The following is a 15,498-nucleotide window of genomic DNA, read 5'->3' as shown; positions in this document are numbered from 1 at the left end:
ATTCCCTTCGTCGACTCCGTATCGCACACCTTGACGCGAACCACATAATCGATGGTATTGCTGCCGCTGCAGACGGGACGCTCCGTGCTCGCCCATTCCCAAATTCGGCGGGTATCATCGCGAGCGACTCGGATAAGATGAGGGTCACCTTCCTGGATGCTGGTGACGCAGAAGAGGTGGCGCTTCCCGGAGTCGGGTGGATTGAAAGGGGTGAGCAATCGTGTGTCGTTATCGGCGTATTCCTTTCCCCAGCTGTGAGCATCCTGAGGAATGTAAGCGCCTTCCAAAACCGTCTCGTTGGAACTATCCGTCGATCGTTTCCCACCGTAAAGGACCCTTCGGAGAACGTCCATTCGCGACATGGAAAGCCAGTTGAGGAAATTGCCACTCCACTCATTGGTTCCGCCGCAGTACTTCGTGGCTGAGTATCTTGTCGGGACAAACTTGCTCTGCCCAGTGCTGTCGTAAGTGTAGCATTTGTAAGGGTCGAAATAACCAAAGTAATCGATGGAATGCTTGTAACCCACGTCCACCTTTCCATCCCCGTCGAGATCCTGCGCATCGTTATAAGCTTCGTAGTACAGCTTGTGGTCTCTTTCCATGACCATCATCACCATCGGGTTCGCACCGGCGGAAACAAAGGGGGGCGGATCGCAAGAGGGCGTATAGGCCTGGGCCGCGGAAAAGAAGACCAAAAAAGAGATAAAAACCAGCACGAATGCATTTTTCGCCATCACGACACCTCCTTAGACCCTCCGGCGGCATACGGTGCCATGCCCATCCTCGAGGAGCCGCAGCGCGGTTATGGGCACGCCTTGACAGGGAACACCGCAAATGTCCTCAGCTCCAAAGCCCAAAAACTTTGTCAAGAGTCCACAACCCTTTTATCGGCGGATTTTTGAGAAAGCATAAGAAATTTTTGTGAGCCGTAGCAAAACGAAAAAATTTGCACTTTGGGCTTTTTGTGATAAAAAATGAGGAAAATCCAGATAACGTATCGCCGGGTTCGAATCTTGAGGACGCAATGCGGTCGTATGAAGGCCCGTGTGACGAAGCGGGCCAAGCGTTTTGTCAGCGTCAGCCGTCACGAAGATACTGTGGAAACGCGCCTGAAAGACCTTTAGATCGTTATGGGGCGTTCACCCTGGTGGAACTTATGGTGACGGTGGCCATTGTGGCTATTCTGGCGGCCGTGGCCATACCCGCGTATGTCCATAGCGTGAGGCGCTCCGAACAATCCCAGGCCGTGGAAGCGCTGCTCCGGGCTCGCCTGGAAATGGAAGCCTACTGGGCGGATCACAACCGCTACGCAGGCACCTTAAGGCTTTTGCCGTCCTTTGAAAGCGCGACACAAGGAAAATACGTTATCACGGTGCAGACCACTTCCGACGGGCAACGGTACCGCATCGAGGCCGTGCGACCCGATGTGGGCGACAAACTCCATATTTCGGACAACATGACCCGGCCCGTGTGCGACACACCCCAAGCCCTGGGATGGTCCCTGTTCCATTGGTTGTTTGAGTGAGCCTCACGGGGAGGAGCAGGGGACATGGGCCGAAAGCGACTCCGCTTTAAGTCCCGGGATCGGGCCATGACCCTGGTGGAGCTCATGGTGGTGGTGGGCCTCATCGCACTCCTCATGACCCTGATTGCCGTGCATGTCCGTAGTGCTCCCTACCGGTTGAAATCCACCGTCGGTCAGCTTCGTTCCTTGATGCAACGGGCTCGCCTGGAAGCCGTGAAGAACAACAAAAACGTGTATGTGGACTTCGATGCGGAAGACGACGGACTCATGGACACCGTGGTTCTCTGGGTGCATCGAAATGCGGGCGAGACGAGTCCGTCTTACGAGCCCGACGAAGATACGCTCCTGGTTTCCGAAAGAATTCTGGATCCTCCGGGATCCAAAGGGAATCGGCCCGCCTTGGGGGTTGTCCCGCCGTCTCTCGGCGGCCCGTCGACAGGGGCTCCTCGGGAAGGCGGTGCAATTCCCGAAGACGGTGTGAGCTTTTCCGGAAACCGGATCAACTTCAACCCGGACGGCACGTCATCGACGGGCAGCATTTATATTCATGTGCCCAATGATCCAAAGGCGGGAACGTACGCTATCGTGCTGAACAATGCCGGTCGGGCCTATCTGCGCTATTTCCCCACGGGCGGGACGGTGTGGGAGGACCGGTAAGGTTTCGGCCGCGAACGCATGGGCACCTATTATGGAGCATGGAAAGAACAGTTTTTTCCGCTCCGGGTAAGAATCGGCCTCCGATGGGGATACCGCAGTGTCGGGAAGTGTTGCCCTCCGGCGGGGTTTGGTGCGGACGGCCGGGAGGCCCCCCGTCTAAAGGATGCGGCGAAGCTCGGCATGCTGCAACGGAAAGGAAAGACGGGATGAACGGCACGCGCCAACGGGACACACGGAAGCGGGGAATTTTCCGCCATGTGCCGCAGGGACCTGACGACAATGGAACGCCACCCGGGACAGCCGGACCCTGAGCCGACAGCACGGCGATATCGGCCCAACGGCCTGAGCCTCGTGGAACTCCTCGTCGCCCTCGCAGTGACGGCCGTGGTTCTCCTTGCCGTTTATGGGGCTTTTTCCGCACACCAAGGCGTCTATGCCCGGGAACAGCTCATCCTGGAAATGCAGCAAAACATGCGCACCGCTTTGGACGTGGTCGCGCACATCGTGCAGCAGGCGGGTTATTGGCGGTGCATGGACCCGGAAGCCGTCGCCGGCGGGGCGCCGGGTGTCAAAAACACCTTGAATCGTCCCGAAACCCTCTTTCACACCCATCCCGTCGTCGGGTTCAATCAGGTTTCGGTCGCCTCCGACCCATTTGCCGACAAGGACACGCGCATCGATACCGACGTTTTGGGATACAGTTTGGTTGACCCCGCTTTTCACGGCCCCCTGGGGCAGGATCAGGACACCCCGAAGGACCCTGTGCCGGTCGTCAAAAACAGGGCAACGAGCAGCGTGAAAAAAGGGGACATCCTCTTTGTGACGGATTGCCGTTCCGGCGCCGTATTTCAAGTCACCGCTGTGACCACGAGCGGAACGCTGGTTCTTTTCCACCACGATCCGGGCATGGGCACACCCGGCAACATCACCCGCTGCCTCCGATGCGATGACGGCGGTTCGGCGTGCGTGGATGAGGACTCCTGCACGAGTTCCGGGACAGGCTTTCGGCGGGGTGTCTCCAGCGTTCACCCGGTCAAGGTGGGGTATTTCCGGGTGAACAAAAAGGGGCAATTCCAGTGGATCGAAGGTGGTCCCGGAACCGGTGGGCAGTATACCTTTGCCGGGCCCAGAAGTTTGGTCGAAAACGTGGAAGACTTCCAGGTGGAATACGGCGTGAATAGCGGTCGTGTCCCGGAAGGACATGTGGAATCTTGGGTGTCGGCGGATGCCGTGCCGGACGTCTCCCCCGCGGACGGAATCCCGGACTGGGATCGTGTGCTGGCGGTGCGGTGTCACCTCCTCGGCCGGACAAAGAGGGCTTTTAAGGATTACGTGGACACCCGGGTTTATGACTTTGCGGACCGGGTGGCTGGTGCCGCAGGGGACGGTTACCGTCGCATCCACGTGGTCAAAACGGTGTGGATTCGCAATGCGGCGCCGTGAACGCTTCCCCTTTGCGACATCTGTCGGATTCACGCTGGTGGAGGTGTTGGTCTCCGTAGTCGTGGCTGCGGTGGTCTTCGTGGCCTTTTTCGGCATCCAGACACTAGGACTCCGCACACGGGTTCATGCAAGACTCGCATCCACGGCGCTCAATGCGGCAGCCGACGTCCTCGAACACATGTTGGCCGTCGTCGCGCAAGAGCCGTCCGGGGATGGAGAGCTTTTGGCGGATTCCGGTTTTACGGAAAACTGGACGCCTTCGGGTTCAGACGTTGTTTTTTTCAAACGATGGGAGGTGAAACGGGGCGAGCCGGCGGCGGACCTGGTGACCGTTCGGGTGATCCTCTGCTGGGCTGAACCCGGGAAACCCCGGCCGACGGCGACCCACTGCGATTTTCCAAATCCGGAGGCGCCGCACGTGGTCTTGGAGGGAATGGCGTACCGACCGTGAAAGCTGAGGAGCACATCGGAAACCGTTGTCTAAAGATTCGCGGGTGGGCCCGGAAAACGGGTCGGGAGGAAGGCATGGCCCTTGCCCTGGTCTTGGTCATCGTGGCGGCGGTCGCCGTCTTGGCCGTGGCGCTTGCCCTGGATCATGCCATCGAAATGCGCATTGCCGGGAACCGCAAAGCCGCGCTGATCGCTTTTCAAAATGCCGAAGCCGGCCTCGCGATGGCTCAGGCCCGGTTGGCCCAGTGGTTCGCCACCGATCCTGTGAACCTGCACCGAAGCCGGACTGGCAGCGCTTCACTTCCCGACTTCGACTTCTTGTTTCTCGGATCCACCCCTTACGCGGGAGCCAATCATCGGAACGACCTTTACGATGAGGTGAAGATCTCTCTGGGGTGGGATCATCGGTTCAAGGTGTTTGCCAGGTATCCGGAAGATGTGAAAGACGGCGCTTTCCAGAATCTGGCCGGGGACAACACCCGGTGTGTGCTGCGTAGTGTGGGATTCGGGCCTGCGGGAGCCGAACAGGAGATCGAATTGATGGTGGAAATGGTAGCCGAGCCCTCGGCGTCGGGGGCTTATGCTCAGGACGGCATGGGTACGGTTCCAAGCTTCGTCAACATGAAAGACAGAAATGCCGTGACGGCGTCGGGCCGGCCTGTGGCCATGGTCCGATAAATCGCGTGAAACTGGAATTCCTGGATAGAACACGGCGGATGCTCGGTCCGTCGACGCGTTCGCCATAGTTTTTCCGTTAACAAAGCCGGCTCCACCCGGTTTTCGGCACGTGGGCCGGCGGCCCGGGCACAAGACAGACGCAGGTGCCGTCCTGGGCCTGTTCAGAGTGGCGGCTGCGACGGCGCTTCACCTGTCTCGTGTCGAAAGACCGGGACACCTTATGGCTTCAGGAGCTCATGGGGAAGGGGCACAGGATGATCACTCCTTGGGGATTTCGACGCGGCCGAAAGAGCATGGGATTTTTCCGCCGGCGATGGTGCCTCATGGTCGTGATCTCAGGATGCTTCTGCTTTCCTGTTTCAAGGGCTTGGGCAGAGGTGTGCGAACCTGCCCGGTCGGTGCGCTACGAAGGATCCTGGCAGAGGCAAGATTTCAGTATCCTCGATCCGTCCGTGGTCATTGACAAAGAAAACGGCCGCCTTGTCTTGCGGCCCGGAAGAGGTCATCCCGATTCGGATAGCTTTTTGACCGCGGAGCCTCTCGAAGTGCGTGTTACCTTCGTCCACAGCGGAAGCGAAGCCCGAAAGAATCATCTCGGCTATTTTCTGAAATCGACGGCACAAAAGAAGGGTTACGTTTCGGCCGACGGGAGCCTCGATCGGACGGCTCTCGTTCGAGCCATCAATTTTACGGATGCCGACGGGTACGACAAAGAGACGTTTCACTACATCTGGACGTGTCTTGCGGACGCCGACGGCGACAGCATTCTCGACAAACCTTATGGAGAAGGCTGTCTACGGTCGTTCCCGGAAGCGGCTTCCATCGCGGTGGATTATGCAACGACGGAGGAAGCCCTAGCGGCGGTCGACGACGGGACGGGGATACCGTTTCTTCCCGACGGAGACGGCCGCCTCACGATGCGGGACATGACCAAAAGCCTCGGCCTCATCGGCGAAGGCCAAGAGATCGTCTTTTTCTTCGTGCCCGACGGGCGGTTCCACGACGTATTTCTGACCGAAACCTTTTGGAACGGGGATAAGTATGTGGGGATGGAACCGTGCGCAAGCGTTTTTGCCGATGGAACGCAGTCGAAGAAATACCGTCTGAGTGAGCCGGCGTCGGAGGACGGGACATGTAGTGTTGCCTCGGGGTGGCTGACCAACGGCGTGCTACGGCGGCTTCGGGAGGTTCTCGGGATCGTTTTTCGTCCTGCCCAGGAAATTCTTGTGCCTGTGAAATCCGGCGAGAAATTTTCTCATGTTGTTGTGGGACTCTCAGAAGACCTGCCGGGCGTTCGGGTGATGGGCTGGGAGGAGCAATGGGGAGGCGGGGATACGGACCATAACGATGTGGTCTTCACGGTCACCGTGAAGGCGGCGGGGCGGGTCGTCTCCCAGGAATTGAGTCGTCAGTGGTTGTCAGACCCAAGGCGCAGCATCACCTCGGTGGATCTCACCGCTGTAGACCGCAGGGCGGTGTGCACGGGTCTCACCAGCGGATTTTCCCTCGGTTCGGGGACCTTTTCAGGGGGAAACATCCGATACGGGATCAGTGTGGACAACGGCACATCGTGGATTCCTGTGGACCGATGGGATGAGGTGACGACCGATACCGCCGGCTTTCAAACCCGCAAAGCCCACCTTGACCTGCTCAGCCTGGGACGTCAGGGAAATGCGCTCAAATGGAAGGCGGTCTTGGAAACCATCAACGCGCAGTGTGAACCCCCGGAAATTGTGGACGTCCGCGTGGATTATACGGCTGCAGATCAGAGCGAATTTTCCCGATCGGATCCGGTAATCCTGGGAAACGTCCTGTATTCCTCCACCCTGGAGACCATTTCTGCCTCAGGGGCGGAAGCCGCTCCATTCCGGGGGCACCTTCGGGCCTATGCGATCTACGACCCGGCGGATCCGACGACGCCGCTTTTTCGATCGTTGTGGGATGCCGGACGAGCCCTGGCGGAGCGGGATTTTGCGGTGAATCCACGAACACTCTATTCAGCGGTTCAGGAAGTTCGACCGATTCGGGAAACCTGTGCCTCAGGTGACGGCGAATCATCCCGGTTTCAAGGGACTCTCAGCCGTGGGCCTCTCCTTTCCGGCTCCGCTGTGTTTAAAGCGTTGTCCTCGGCAGGAACGCCCATGGTACTTCAGGATTCGGGGGTCGGGACGCTGCACGGTGACGGTGGCGGAACGATCGACGGCTTGACCGGGGAGTATACACTGGAATTTGTATCGGCCCCGTGCGACGGGTGTCCCGTGATTGCGGATTATGCCCACTGGATTCGAAGCGATGCGCTCCAGCCTTTTTCTCAAGAGACGGTCACAGCCGGGATGTTGGGTTTGAATGATGAACTCGTCCAGGGAAAAGGCTTCACCTGGGATCTGAACCGCGACGGCCTTTATGACGATGCAGATCGAAGGTATCTAGTGCGGTGGGTTTTAGGTTTTACGGACGGCACGCTCCAAAGGACGTGGCCGTTGGATGGGATCGATCACAGCACTCCGGCCGTGGTGGGACCGCCTGGCCTTCCCCCGTGGTATTTCGGGACCCATACGGCTCAGGAAGAGCGGGATGCCTTCAACCTGTGGCGCCAGTCCGGGCCGGTGAGCGATCGCCCGACAGCAGCTTACGTGGGAAGCCTTGGGGGAATGATTCATGCGTTCCGCGCCGGCGCGTACCGACACGGGGACGACCCCAGAACGCCCGTGAAAGAACATCACGGATACTTCTTATTGGGCGAGTATGGAGACGGGGAGGAACTGTGGGCCTTCGTTCCCCCAAGCGCCGTCTCGAGGCTCAAAAGCAAGCTGCAGCCGCATCCACGGGTTCATCCCCCGGTCGTGGATGCCTCCCCGTCGGTGCACGACATTGTCGTGCCTTCGGCTTCGGGCCCCGAGTTCAAAACGGTGCTCATATCCGCGCACGGGGCAGGCGGGGACAGTGTTTTTGCTCTGGATGTCACGGATCCGAAAAAGCCGGGTTTTCTCTGGGAATACACGCACCCTGGACTTTATCGGAGCCGGGGGGCTCCCGCTACGGCCAAGATCGGCCGGATGAACGACCGCGGGGCTTCGGTTTGGGCGACTTTTTTGAGTTCCGGGCAGATCGGCTTTTCCGAGCGGCCGTCCCTTTTTGTTGTCGATGCCGCTCGAGGGACTCTCATGAAAAGAGTCCGGCTTGACGTGGGAGAAACGAACACGGGCGCCATCTTGAGCGGCAGTGCAGCGGTTGTGGACAGTGACGGGAATGGTTTTGCAGATCGGGCCTATCTGTCGGACAATGCGGGGAACGTTTACCGCGTGGACTTTCCCGACCGAGCGGATGCGCCGTGGGATCCGGATCGAATCACGGTGAGCCTCCTCGTGAAAGTGTCCGGGCCGATTTATGCCACGCCCTTGGTGTACCTTGCTCACGACTACAAGCCGGACGGCACCATCGACACGGCTCACGTCAAAGTCATGTTCGGGACGGGGGATGATCCCGTCCTCGCCGACAACCCGAATGCGCCCGCGGGCTATCGATTCTATGTCTTTGACGACACCTGCCTTATGGACTGGGCCGCTGGTGAACTTCGCGACCCCAAAGGCCTCATCTGCCGGCGCCAGGGCATGCAGACGGAAGCCGACGCCCAGTGGAGTTGGACGTTGCCGGTGGGGCATCGCATTTGGGCGGAGGCCGTGGCCGCCGCCGGCCGGGTTTATTTTGGGACGGCTGTCTCCGATACGGACGATCCGTGTTCGCCTGTGCAGGATGAAGAGAAAAAGGGCGGGAAAGTGTATGCCATAGAGCTTTCGGCGTTGGAGACCATGTCCGAACCCATCGTACTGGCCGAAACAGGGGGTAACGTCACGGCTTTGGTGGTGGAGGACGAACACCTCTATGCCAAGGTGTCCTCTCGGGATGACGGCGCCCGCGTCCAGGTTGTCGGCGACGGCGTTTTCAACAACGAAACCATTTTGGGAGAACTGGTACAGGACGAAAAAAATCAAAGGATCGTGGCGCCGCATTTTGGAAAAGTGAGCTTCAGGGCTTCCAAAGCGGTGGGTCGGTTTTTGCGGTCAACCAGCCACCGACGACGGCGGCAGAAACGAGGCGGAGATCATGGCAGTTTTCGGGTGACTTCGGCATGCTGTGCCGGAAGAACTTCCCACAACTGGTAGACAAAAGGCCGTTGGGCAATCCGGCGGAATCGGCCGGTATGAGGGGATTCGTTCAGGAAAAACAGCCGATGGAAAAGGGATTCTCCGATGGGAGCCCCGTCCATGAGAACTCCTAACGATGCGGCCCGATGGACATCGAGGTGGGGGCCGTTGGCGCTCCGGTAACGGAACACATGCCGGGTTCCGTCAAGACCCAGAAGGCCGAGAGAGGCCAGAGGAACAAGGCGACCGTCCAGGTAGAGTTCGCCGCGTTGGAGATGCACCCCGGCAGCTCCGGGCACTCGCCGCGAGGGGTCGTCCCACAGAGAAACGGGGTATACGGGGCGGTAGAGGGGGTGGATGCCGTCCTTTTTTGCCGGATCCCATGTGGCGAACCAATACCACCAATAGGCCGTATTGAGGAGCAATTGGTCCACAAAAAGAAAGACCGGCCGCGCGGGGTGAGGATAGAAAAAAGCCTGCCAGGAGTTTTCTTCGGGGATGTGGCGCAGCCCAAGCTCATGGGCCTTTTGTGGGCACGCCTCGGGACCGGCCGAAAGCATGGCTTTGACCGCCGCCAATCCCTGGGCCGCCGAAAGTCCGTTGACGTCGAAAAACTTCTTCATCCCGGAGAGTCCCCGGGTGCTGAAAAAGATCATGAAATCCGCCGCAAAGTTTTCATCCGGTGCCGCCAGGGGAATGGCCAAGGGGACCACCAATTCCCCGCCGTGGATTTCCCCATCGGCCAAGGTCCCGCGTCTTCCCCAATATTGAATATGATATCCATGATCCCACCATGCCCAGAGGACGGCATTTTCAGGGGTGCGCCGGGCGGCTTCCGTGATGCCCTGAACCACCGGCGCACTCTCCGAAGGCCAGCGCATGGCTTTGGAGCTGCCTCGAAACGCCGGAATGAGCAAAACCACACCGGCAGCCAGGGCCAGAAGAAAGGCGATATGACGGACACGGATTTTATGTTCCAGTCGGTCCACGATCCAGCCGAGACCGAGGCCGACGAAAGGGGCGGCAAAAATGGACAGACGCTGGGCGTAGAAGCTCCCGGCGAAACCAAGCAGGACGAGCGGGGAGAAAAAGAGCAGCACCCGAGGATGACGCAGAAAAAGCCAACCCACTCCGAAGACCGCAATCCATAACACGCCCACATGGCCTGCCACCGACCGGCCGAATGTTCCAACAGTCGGTCGGACTTGCTCGCTGATGGACAGACCGATGTTGGGAAAATCTCCGGGCGCTTGTTTGATGACCATGTAGGTGAGTTGATTCCAGGCCCGCCGTCCCGCCTCAACGAAAAAGCTTGGTCCTGTGAACGCCGAAATTCCAGCGATCAGCGCGACGACAAGGGCGACCGCGATCCACAGGGATTTTCGATCGCCCGCTCGATATCGTAGGACCACCGCCACGCCGAAAGGCACCGCGGCCAAAAGAAAAGGTGTCTGGGGGCTCTGATCCCACCACCAGGCATGGAGTCCGATGGCCACGAGAGCTCCCACGAGCCACAGACCCGCATAGCGGGACGCTCGGGCAAAAGCCATGAAGCATCCCACGGCCACCAAAGGAAGCCCCACGTTTAAGCTGTCCGTATCCAGACGGCCCAAATTGGTCCGGTGCACCAGAAACGGCGAAAGGCTGAAAGCTGCGCAGGCAATAAGGGCACCCAGATGCCCCATGGCGGTTCGCGCAGGCCCGTAGAGGCAAAGGGCCGAGAAGGCGCCGAGGACGGCCGGCAAGACCAGAGCGATCCACGGAATGGACACACCGCTCAATTGATGGATTCCCGCCGTCAGGAGGCTCAGGAGGGGGACCGGCCGGGGACGGGGCGGCGAATCCGGAACGGCGCGCAGAGTATCCCGGGTTTCGTAGGTCCCTTCCACGACGTCCCGAGCCAACCGCATGTAATAGGGAGCATCGAAGGTGGTGGGGAGCGGTTCCCCATCAACGAAACATCGTTCTGGATGTTGCTTCCATGCCGGGTACGGTGCAAAGCGTACCCCGAGTCCTACGGCGATGACGATGGTAAGACCCAAAATGACACCGAGGTGATGCCATGGAAACGACCCGGAAGCGACCTTCAACGAACTCGATGGCACCATCTTTTGGAGTTTCATTGTCCCTTGAGTTTGCTCTCCAAAGCACTGCGATCCATGACACCGGACCGATAGGCGCCGTCCGGGAAAATGTATGTCGGAGTTCCCGACACGCCGTGAGCGTGCATAAACTTCATGACGGCGTCAACCTTCTCCGTGCCTTCTTGGCACAGGTTGTCGGATTTGTAATTTTTCTTGAAATCATCGTGGCCTTTCTTGTCGCAAATCAGGGCAATGGACGATTCGCGGGCTCCGGGGTGCATGGGCAGGGGATACAGCACATAGTGGACTCGGACTAAGCCTTCCGAGGCCATGGCTTCCAAGGTGGTTTCCGCTTGTTTGCAATAGGGGCACTGCGGGTCTGTCACAAAATAAATTGCCTTGGAAGCGGTGTCCGGCCCGATGGAGAAAGCCACCAGGCCGGTGAGCGCTTCCATGTCCTTGGCGCTCAGCCGGTTGAGTTCTTCCAATCTCGCTTGGGTGAGGTTCTTTTTCTCTTGGGCGTCAAAGATCTGCCCGAGTACGAGGTAACGGCCTGAGGAATCCGTGTAAAGAATCTGGTTCCTGTCGCTGACAGACACATGAATCTCGCACAAATCCGCGACAGGGGATGGTTGGATTTTCTTGACGATCACCTCTCGTCCCGGAAACGTCGCCGTAATCTTTTCCTGGACCACGGTAGAGTCGGGACACGATGCGTCTTGTGATGCTGCCGACCAGAGAGCGGTGGGACCGAGCACGCCGAGAAAAGTTGTCAACACAAGGGTCAGCGCCGTACTCCTTTTCATGGGTTTCTCCTTACTGGGGTTCCGTCTCAAGTTTTGAAAAAACCATTTCTCCAGCGAGTGTCATCGAAAGTTCGTGGTTGGGAGTTTTTGCCTTTTCAGAACGCGAGGCCGGGGGGTCGTCGCCCCTAAATTTCTCGGGTCACTGGGCCCCGGCTCTTCCAATTGAAAGCAGCCCCGGCGGCTTAGCTTTACCTGGGGCCCTTAAGGAAGGGGGGGCTTACGCGGCTGCAGTTTAGCCCAACAATTGCGGGGAGACAATCTCGGACAGAAAGACACACAATTGACACAAGTTTTTTGTTGTAAGACCTTGTTTATGGTGGCATAAGCAGAGACAGGGGGCTTTCGGGTTTCTCTTCAGGCCCGGTTTCCTTTAAATGGATATAGGTTTCTAGGGGGCGAGGAGGTACTGAAGAAACCCACCGAGACTCTGAAGGGGTTGATCATGGGAGAACCTCGGCATGAACGCCATGAGCGGATGCCTTGTGGCGGTGGTGTGGCTCCGACACAGCTCAACACTGTGGAGCCTTTCGAATCGATAGTCCCTGGACCCACCAATCATCGCGAGAGCCCAAAACCTACCGGGCGCGACAGTGCCCACAAGAGTGATGATCCCGTGGAGGTTTCACGTAAAGTTCCGTTCCTAGATGTCCGCACAACGTCAGGGCAATGGACTCGCTCAAGGGTGGGGGATGCCGGCGCTGAGACGGACACACGTTCTCTGGGTCAAATGGAAGTGTCCGAGCGGATTCTTTTGGAGGTGTTTCGGTTAACCCCTTATGCGCTGGGGGTGGTGGACGAACACGGTCGACTGGTCCGGGCGAACGATGTCTTGGTGTCTTGGTTGTCTCCATCGGCACCGGACGCTCAATGCCGTGGGGTCGAGGGTTTGTTTCAGGATCCCAGGCTGTTGCGTCGGCTCCTGAGTGAAGCTCAACGTGGGCAAAGCGCTCGAGATGGGGATGCCACGGCAGTGGATGCCCAAGGGCGCCGCTTCTCCGTCAGTGTGACGCTTTCCCGGATTGATGTCCCCGAGGGGTATCCTCCGCTGTTCCTTGTCATGATGGAAGATATCGGGGAGAAGAAGGTCTTCTCCCAGCACCTCCTCCGCACGGAAAAACTGGCGTCCCTTGGGACCATGGCCGGAGGAGTGGCGCACGATTTCAACAACATCTTGATGACCATTTTGGGCAATACTCAGCTCATGAGCAAAGAACTCATGGAGGTGGCACCCCATGTTCGCCGGAGACTCAAAAACATTGAGCAGGCGGTGCTTGACGGCGCCCACGTGGTTCGCCGACTCCAAGTGTTTACGGGAAAAGACCACGGGTTGGAAAAAGCGGAAGAAAAGACCCTCGTCCGCGAGGCCGTGCACGACGTCTTGGAGCTAACCCGGCCGCGGTGGAAAAACGCGATGGAACAGCAAGGCCTGCGCTTGGATATCGTGAAAGAATTGTCCCCTGGGGTGGCCGCGGCCATGAACGGTGCCGATTTTCGTGAGGTGTTGACGAACTTGGTCTTCAACGCCATTGATGCCATGCCCTCCGGTGGCCAGCTCCGGTTTCGCTCTTATCAAGAGGGAGATGAGGTGTTTTTGGAAGTGGTGGATACGGGCATCGGAATGGATGAGGAGACCCAAAAGCGAATTTTCGACCCTTTTTTCACCACCAAGGGAGCCGGCAATTCGGGGCTGGGGCTCAACGTGTGTGCTGGTTTGATGCAACGCTGGGGGGGGCGTCTTGACGTGCACAGTGTCCCTGGCCAAGGAACGAAGTTTACGCTTCGGCTGCCCGCTGCCCAAACCGAACTGAGTCGACCGAAGGTGCATCGAGAGGCCCCACGGCAGGCCCAGAGAAAGCGTTTGCTCGTCGTCGATGATGATCAAGAGGTTCTGGGGCTTTTGGGGGACATGCTGCGCCTCATGGGCCACTGCGTCACCACGGAACATGATTCCCGTCAGGCCCTGGAATTGCTCAGGAACCAAGCTTTCGATCTTATCCTGACAGACCTCGGCATGCCCGATGTCAGCGGCTGGGAAATCGCCGAATGCGCCAAGCAGCTGCATCCCGGGGTACCCGTGATTTTGGTGAGTGGCTGGGGTGCGCAGTATGAGGACGAGGATTTAAGTGACCGGGGTGTTTGTTGTGTGTGTTCCAAGCCCTTGAGTTATCAGAAACTTTTGGAGGTCTTGGAACGGTTTTCCTGCTGAAACGAGGTCTCACAGAATTTGTTGCCCTGAATAGAACCCATGATCCCAACCCAGAATGACCTTGGGGGGTTGAAACTTGGGAGGGATCGGCAGGAAAAAACCGGTCCAGGCGGCCCACCGCAGATCTCAGATAAAAAGTTCTAATGGTTCTCTCCTGTTTTTCCGATTACACGAGTGAAAAAGACTATCTCCAAGGGGCCGAGAAACTGGCTGCAGCCGACGCGGCGAGAGGGACGGGCACATTCGAACGGGCCATTGCGCTCCGACCGATTGCGCGATACAGGCGGCAGGCGGTCTGATTCTGCGCGGCTCGAGGGCTCCTCCTGCGAGACGGTGTGACGTGCCCTTTGCCGTCCTGGGCATGCAGGCGGGGGACTCCCTCGAGGACACGGTGACAAGACGGCATGGAGAAAAAAACCATGTTTTTTGAAAAACGGGTTGGGGGGCTCTTCCTGCTTATGTTCCTTGTGGGCGGATGTGCCACGGCGCCGAGTTTTGAAAGGTCTAGGCCGGTCCAGCTTGCGCCTCTGGAAGTCATCGCTTGGAGGCCATACGCAGCGTATGCCTACCGACCGCTGTGTGTTCTCCCCTTTCACATGCCACAAGGGATGGAGAGCGCGGGAGTGTCCCTGGCCCGGATATTCCGACAGACTCTGGCGCGGGAAGGCGTTTTTACGGCTTCAAGAATGGTGGAGGATGGAGTTTCGGGTTTCGGACCCGGCTCCGAGGGACAGAGGCTATGCACCGAGAGCGGTTTGGTGCTGGTGGGAACCGTGGATCAGATCCACGATGGATCGGGGGCTCTCCCGACGGTTCTCGAAATGACGGTCCGGCTTTTTGACTCTCGGGAAGGTAGTCAACTCTGGGAAGTGATCCAAAGGGGGCGGTCCTTTCCATCGCCGGATTTGGACTTGTTTTGGAATGTTCTCCCCGGTGGTGGAGCGGCGGATTATCGGGTGATCGCCCGGGACATGGCCAGGCAGTTGGCCGTTTTCCTTAAGGGTTCGGACACGGATGTGGCCTCGGAACGGGGAGCCACGTGTGTGGCAGGAGGGTATGGTTATGGACGTGAGGATCGATAATGTGACGGCTGTCGCGAGCGACCTGTGGGTCAAGGAAGACCCCCAGTGGAAGTCTCAGACGGTGATTCCGCCTGTGGACGTGTCCCAACAAGCCTCGAATCCGACCATGAAGAGGTCGGAGGAGGAGGTTGAGGGCTCAGGCACGAATCTTGTTAGCAAGAAAGAAGTCCAAGATGTGGTGGAGGATGTCCAGCAGTACTTGCAGCAGCACAACATCCGGCTGAGCTTTAAAGTCGATGATAAGACGGGTGATCTGGTGGTGCGGGTTCTGGACAAGGAGACCGGGGAGGTCATTCGCCAAATTCCTCCAGAAGAGATGCTGAAGCTCAGGGAGAAGCTCGAAGAGTTGACCGGGGTCTTGCTCAATGGCACAGTGTAGGTCAGGCATGGGTTAGGGACGGTGCGGCTCGAAGAGCAATCGA

General features: G+C 58.5%; 11 protein-coding genes. 9 read left to right on the top strand and 2 right to left on the bottom strand.

The annotated features are described in order from the left end of the window. Positions 1 to 1,024: 1,024 nt before the first annotated feature. From ACZ5K9_RS03065 to ACZ5K9_RS03040, 6 genes are all read left to right on the top strand, one after another. Positions 1,025 to 1,525, top strand: coding sequence for a type IV pilin protein (locus ACZ5K9_RS03065; RefSeq protein ID WP_464272953.1), 501 nt, complete (start codon positions 1,025 to 1,027; stop codon positions 1,523 to 1,525). Positions 1,526 to 1,549: 24 nt separating this feature from the next. Further along, entirely contained in the window at positions 1,550 to 2,182 is a 633-nt protein-coding gene (locus tag ACZ5K9_RS03060) for a GspH/FimT family pseudopilin (RefSeq protein ID WP_464272952.1), read from the top strand. 255 nt (positions 2,183 to 2,437) lie between these two features. Then, complete coding sequence (locus ACZ5K9_RS03055; protein WP_464272951.1) at positions 2,438 to 3,625, top strand: PilW family protein; 1,188 nt, start codon at positions 2,438 to 2,440, stop codon at positions 3,623 to 3,625. After that, positions 3,612 to 4,076, top strand: a complete 465-nt coding sequence (locus tag ACZ5K9_RS03050; RefSeq protein ID WP_464272950.1) for a prepilin-type N-terminal cleavage/methylation domain-containing protein — start codon at positions 3,612 to 3,614, stop codon at positions 4,074 to 4,076. The genes ACZ5K9_RS03055 and ACZ5K9_RS03050 overlap by 14 nt, the downstream gene beginning before the upstream one ends. Positions 4,077 to 4,150: 74 nt before the next feature. Continuing rightward, a complete protein-coding gene (locus ACZ5K9_RS03045; protein WP_464272949.1) occupies positions 4,151 to 4,753 on the top strand; it encodes a hypothetical protein in 603 nt (200 codons plus the stop codon). A 254-nt stretch (positions 4,754 to 5,007) separates the two neighbouring features. Then, positions 5,008 to 8,916, top strand: coding sequence for a PilC/PilY family type IV pilus protein (locus ACZ5K9_RS03040; RefSeq protein ID WP_464272948.1), 3,909 nt, complete (start codon positions 5,008 to 5,010; stop codon positions 8,914 to 8,916). On the opposite strand, the gene ACZ5K9_RS03035 is transcribed toward ACZ5K9_RS03040, so the two are convergent. Next, entirely contained in the window at positions 8,856 to 11,021 is a 2,166-nt protein-coding gene (locus tag ACZ5K9_RS03035; protein ID WP_464272947.1) for an STT3 domain-containing protein, read from the bottom strand. The two genes, ACZ5K9_RS03040 and ACZ5K9_RS03035, sit on opposite strands and share 61 nt — an antisense overlap. Then, positions 11,018 to 11,788, bottom strand: coding sequence for a DsbC family protein (locus ACZ5K9_RS03030; protein WP_464272946.1), 771 nt, complete (start codon positions 11,786 to 11,788; stop codon positions 11,018 to 11,020). The genes ACZ5K9_RS03035 and ACZ5K9_RS03030 overlap by 4 nt, the downstream gene beginning before the upstream one ends. Positions 11,789 to 12,230: 442 nt before the next feature. Between ACZ5K9_RS03030 and ACZ5K9_RS03025 the strand changes: the two genes are divergently transcribed. The 3 genes from ACZ5K9_RS03025 (at position 12,231) to ACZ5K9_RS03015 (ending at position 15,455) form a co-directional block, all read left to right on the top strand. Next, positions 12,231 to 13,994, top strand: coding sequence for a two-component system sensor histidine kinase NtrB (locus tag ACZ5K9_RS03025; RefSeq protein WP_464272945.1), 1,764 nt, complete (start codon positions 12,231 to 12,233; stop codon positions 13,992 to 13,994). Between the two features lie 419 nt (positions 13,995 to 14,413). After that, on the top strand, positions 14,414 to 15,076 hold the full coding sequence (locus ACZ5K9_RS03020) for a hypothetical protein (RefSeq protein WP_464272944.1): 663 nt from the start codon (positions 14,414 to 14,416) through the stop codon (positions 15,074 to 15,076). Then, entirely contained in the window at positions 15,057 to 15,455 is a 399-nt protein-coding gene (locus tag ACZ5K9_RS03015; protein WP_464272943.1) for a flagellar protein FlaG, read from the top strand. Before ACZ5K9_RS03020 ends, ACZ5K9_RS03015 begins: the two co-directional genes overlap by 20 nt. The last annotated feature ends 43 nt before the right edge of the window (positions 15,456 to 15,498 follow it).

The organism is Desulfosoma profundi, from assembly GCF_055387865.1.
Note: the sequence above shows the minus strand (reverse complement) of the source record. Positions and strands in the feature narration are given on the sequence as shown.

Excerpts from the sequence above, each read along its gene's own strand:
- ACZ5K9_RS03065 (WP_464272953.1), top strand. The coding sequence starts at position 1,025 with ATGCGGTCGTATGAAGGCCCGTGTGACGAAGCGGGCCAAGCGTTTTGT.
- ACZ5K9_RS03060 (WP_464272952.1), top strand. The coding sequence starts at position 1,550 with ATGGGCCGAAAGCGACTCCGCTTTAAGTCCCGGGATCGGGCCATGACC.
- ACZ5K9_RS03055 (WP_464272951.1), top strand. The coding sequence starts at position 2,438 with ATGTGCCGCAGGGACCTGACGACAATGGAACGCCACCCGGGACAGCCG.
- ACZ5K9_RS03050 (WP_464272950.1), top strand. The coding sequence starts at position 3,612 with ATGCGGCGCCGTGAACGCTTCCCCTTTGCGACATCTGTCGGATTCACG.
- ACZ5K9_RS03045 (WP_464272949.1), top strand. The coding sequence starts at position 4,151 with ATGGCCCTTGCCCTGGTCTTGGTCATCGTGGCGGCGGTCGCCGTCTTG.
- ACZ5K9_RS03040 (WP_464272948.1), top strand. The coding sequence starts at position 5,008 with ATGATCACTCCTTGGGGATTTCGACGCGGCCGAAAGAGCATGGGATTT.
- ACZ5K9_RS03035 (WP_464272947.1), bottom strand. The coding sequence starts at position 11,021 with ATGAAACTCCAAAAGATGGTGCCATCGAGTTCGTTGAAGGTCGCTTCC.
- ACZ5K9_RS03030 (WP_464272946.1), bottom strand. The coding sequence starts at position 11,788 with ATGAAAAGGAGTACGGCGCTGACCCTTGTGTTGACAACTTTTCTCGGC.
- ACZ5K9_RS03025 (WP_464272945.1), top strand. The coding sequence starts at position 12,231 with ATGGGAGAACCTCGGCATGAACGCCATGAGCGGATGCCTTGTGGCGGT.
- ACZ5K9_RS03020 (WP_464272944.1), top strand. The coding sequence starts at position 14,414 with ATGTTTTTTGAAAAACGGGTTGGGGGGCTCTTCCTGCTTATGTTCCTT.
- ACZ5K9_RS03015 (WP_464272943.1), top strand. The coding sequence starts at position 15,057 with ATGGACGTGAGGATCGATAATGTGACGGCTGTCGCGAGCGACCTGTGG.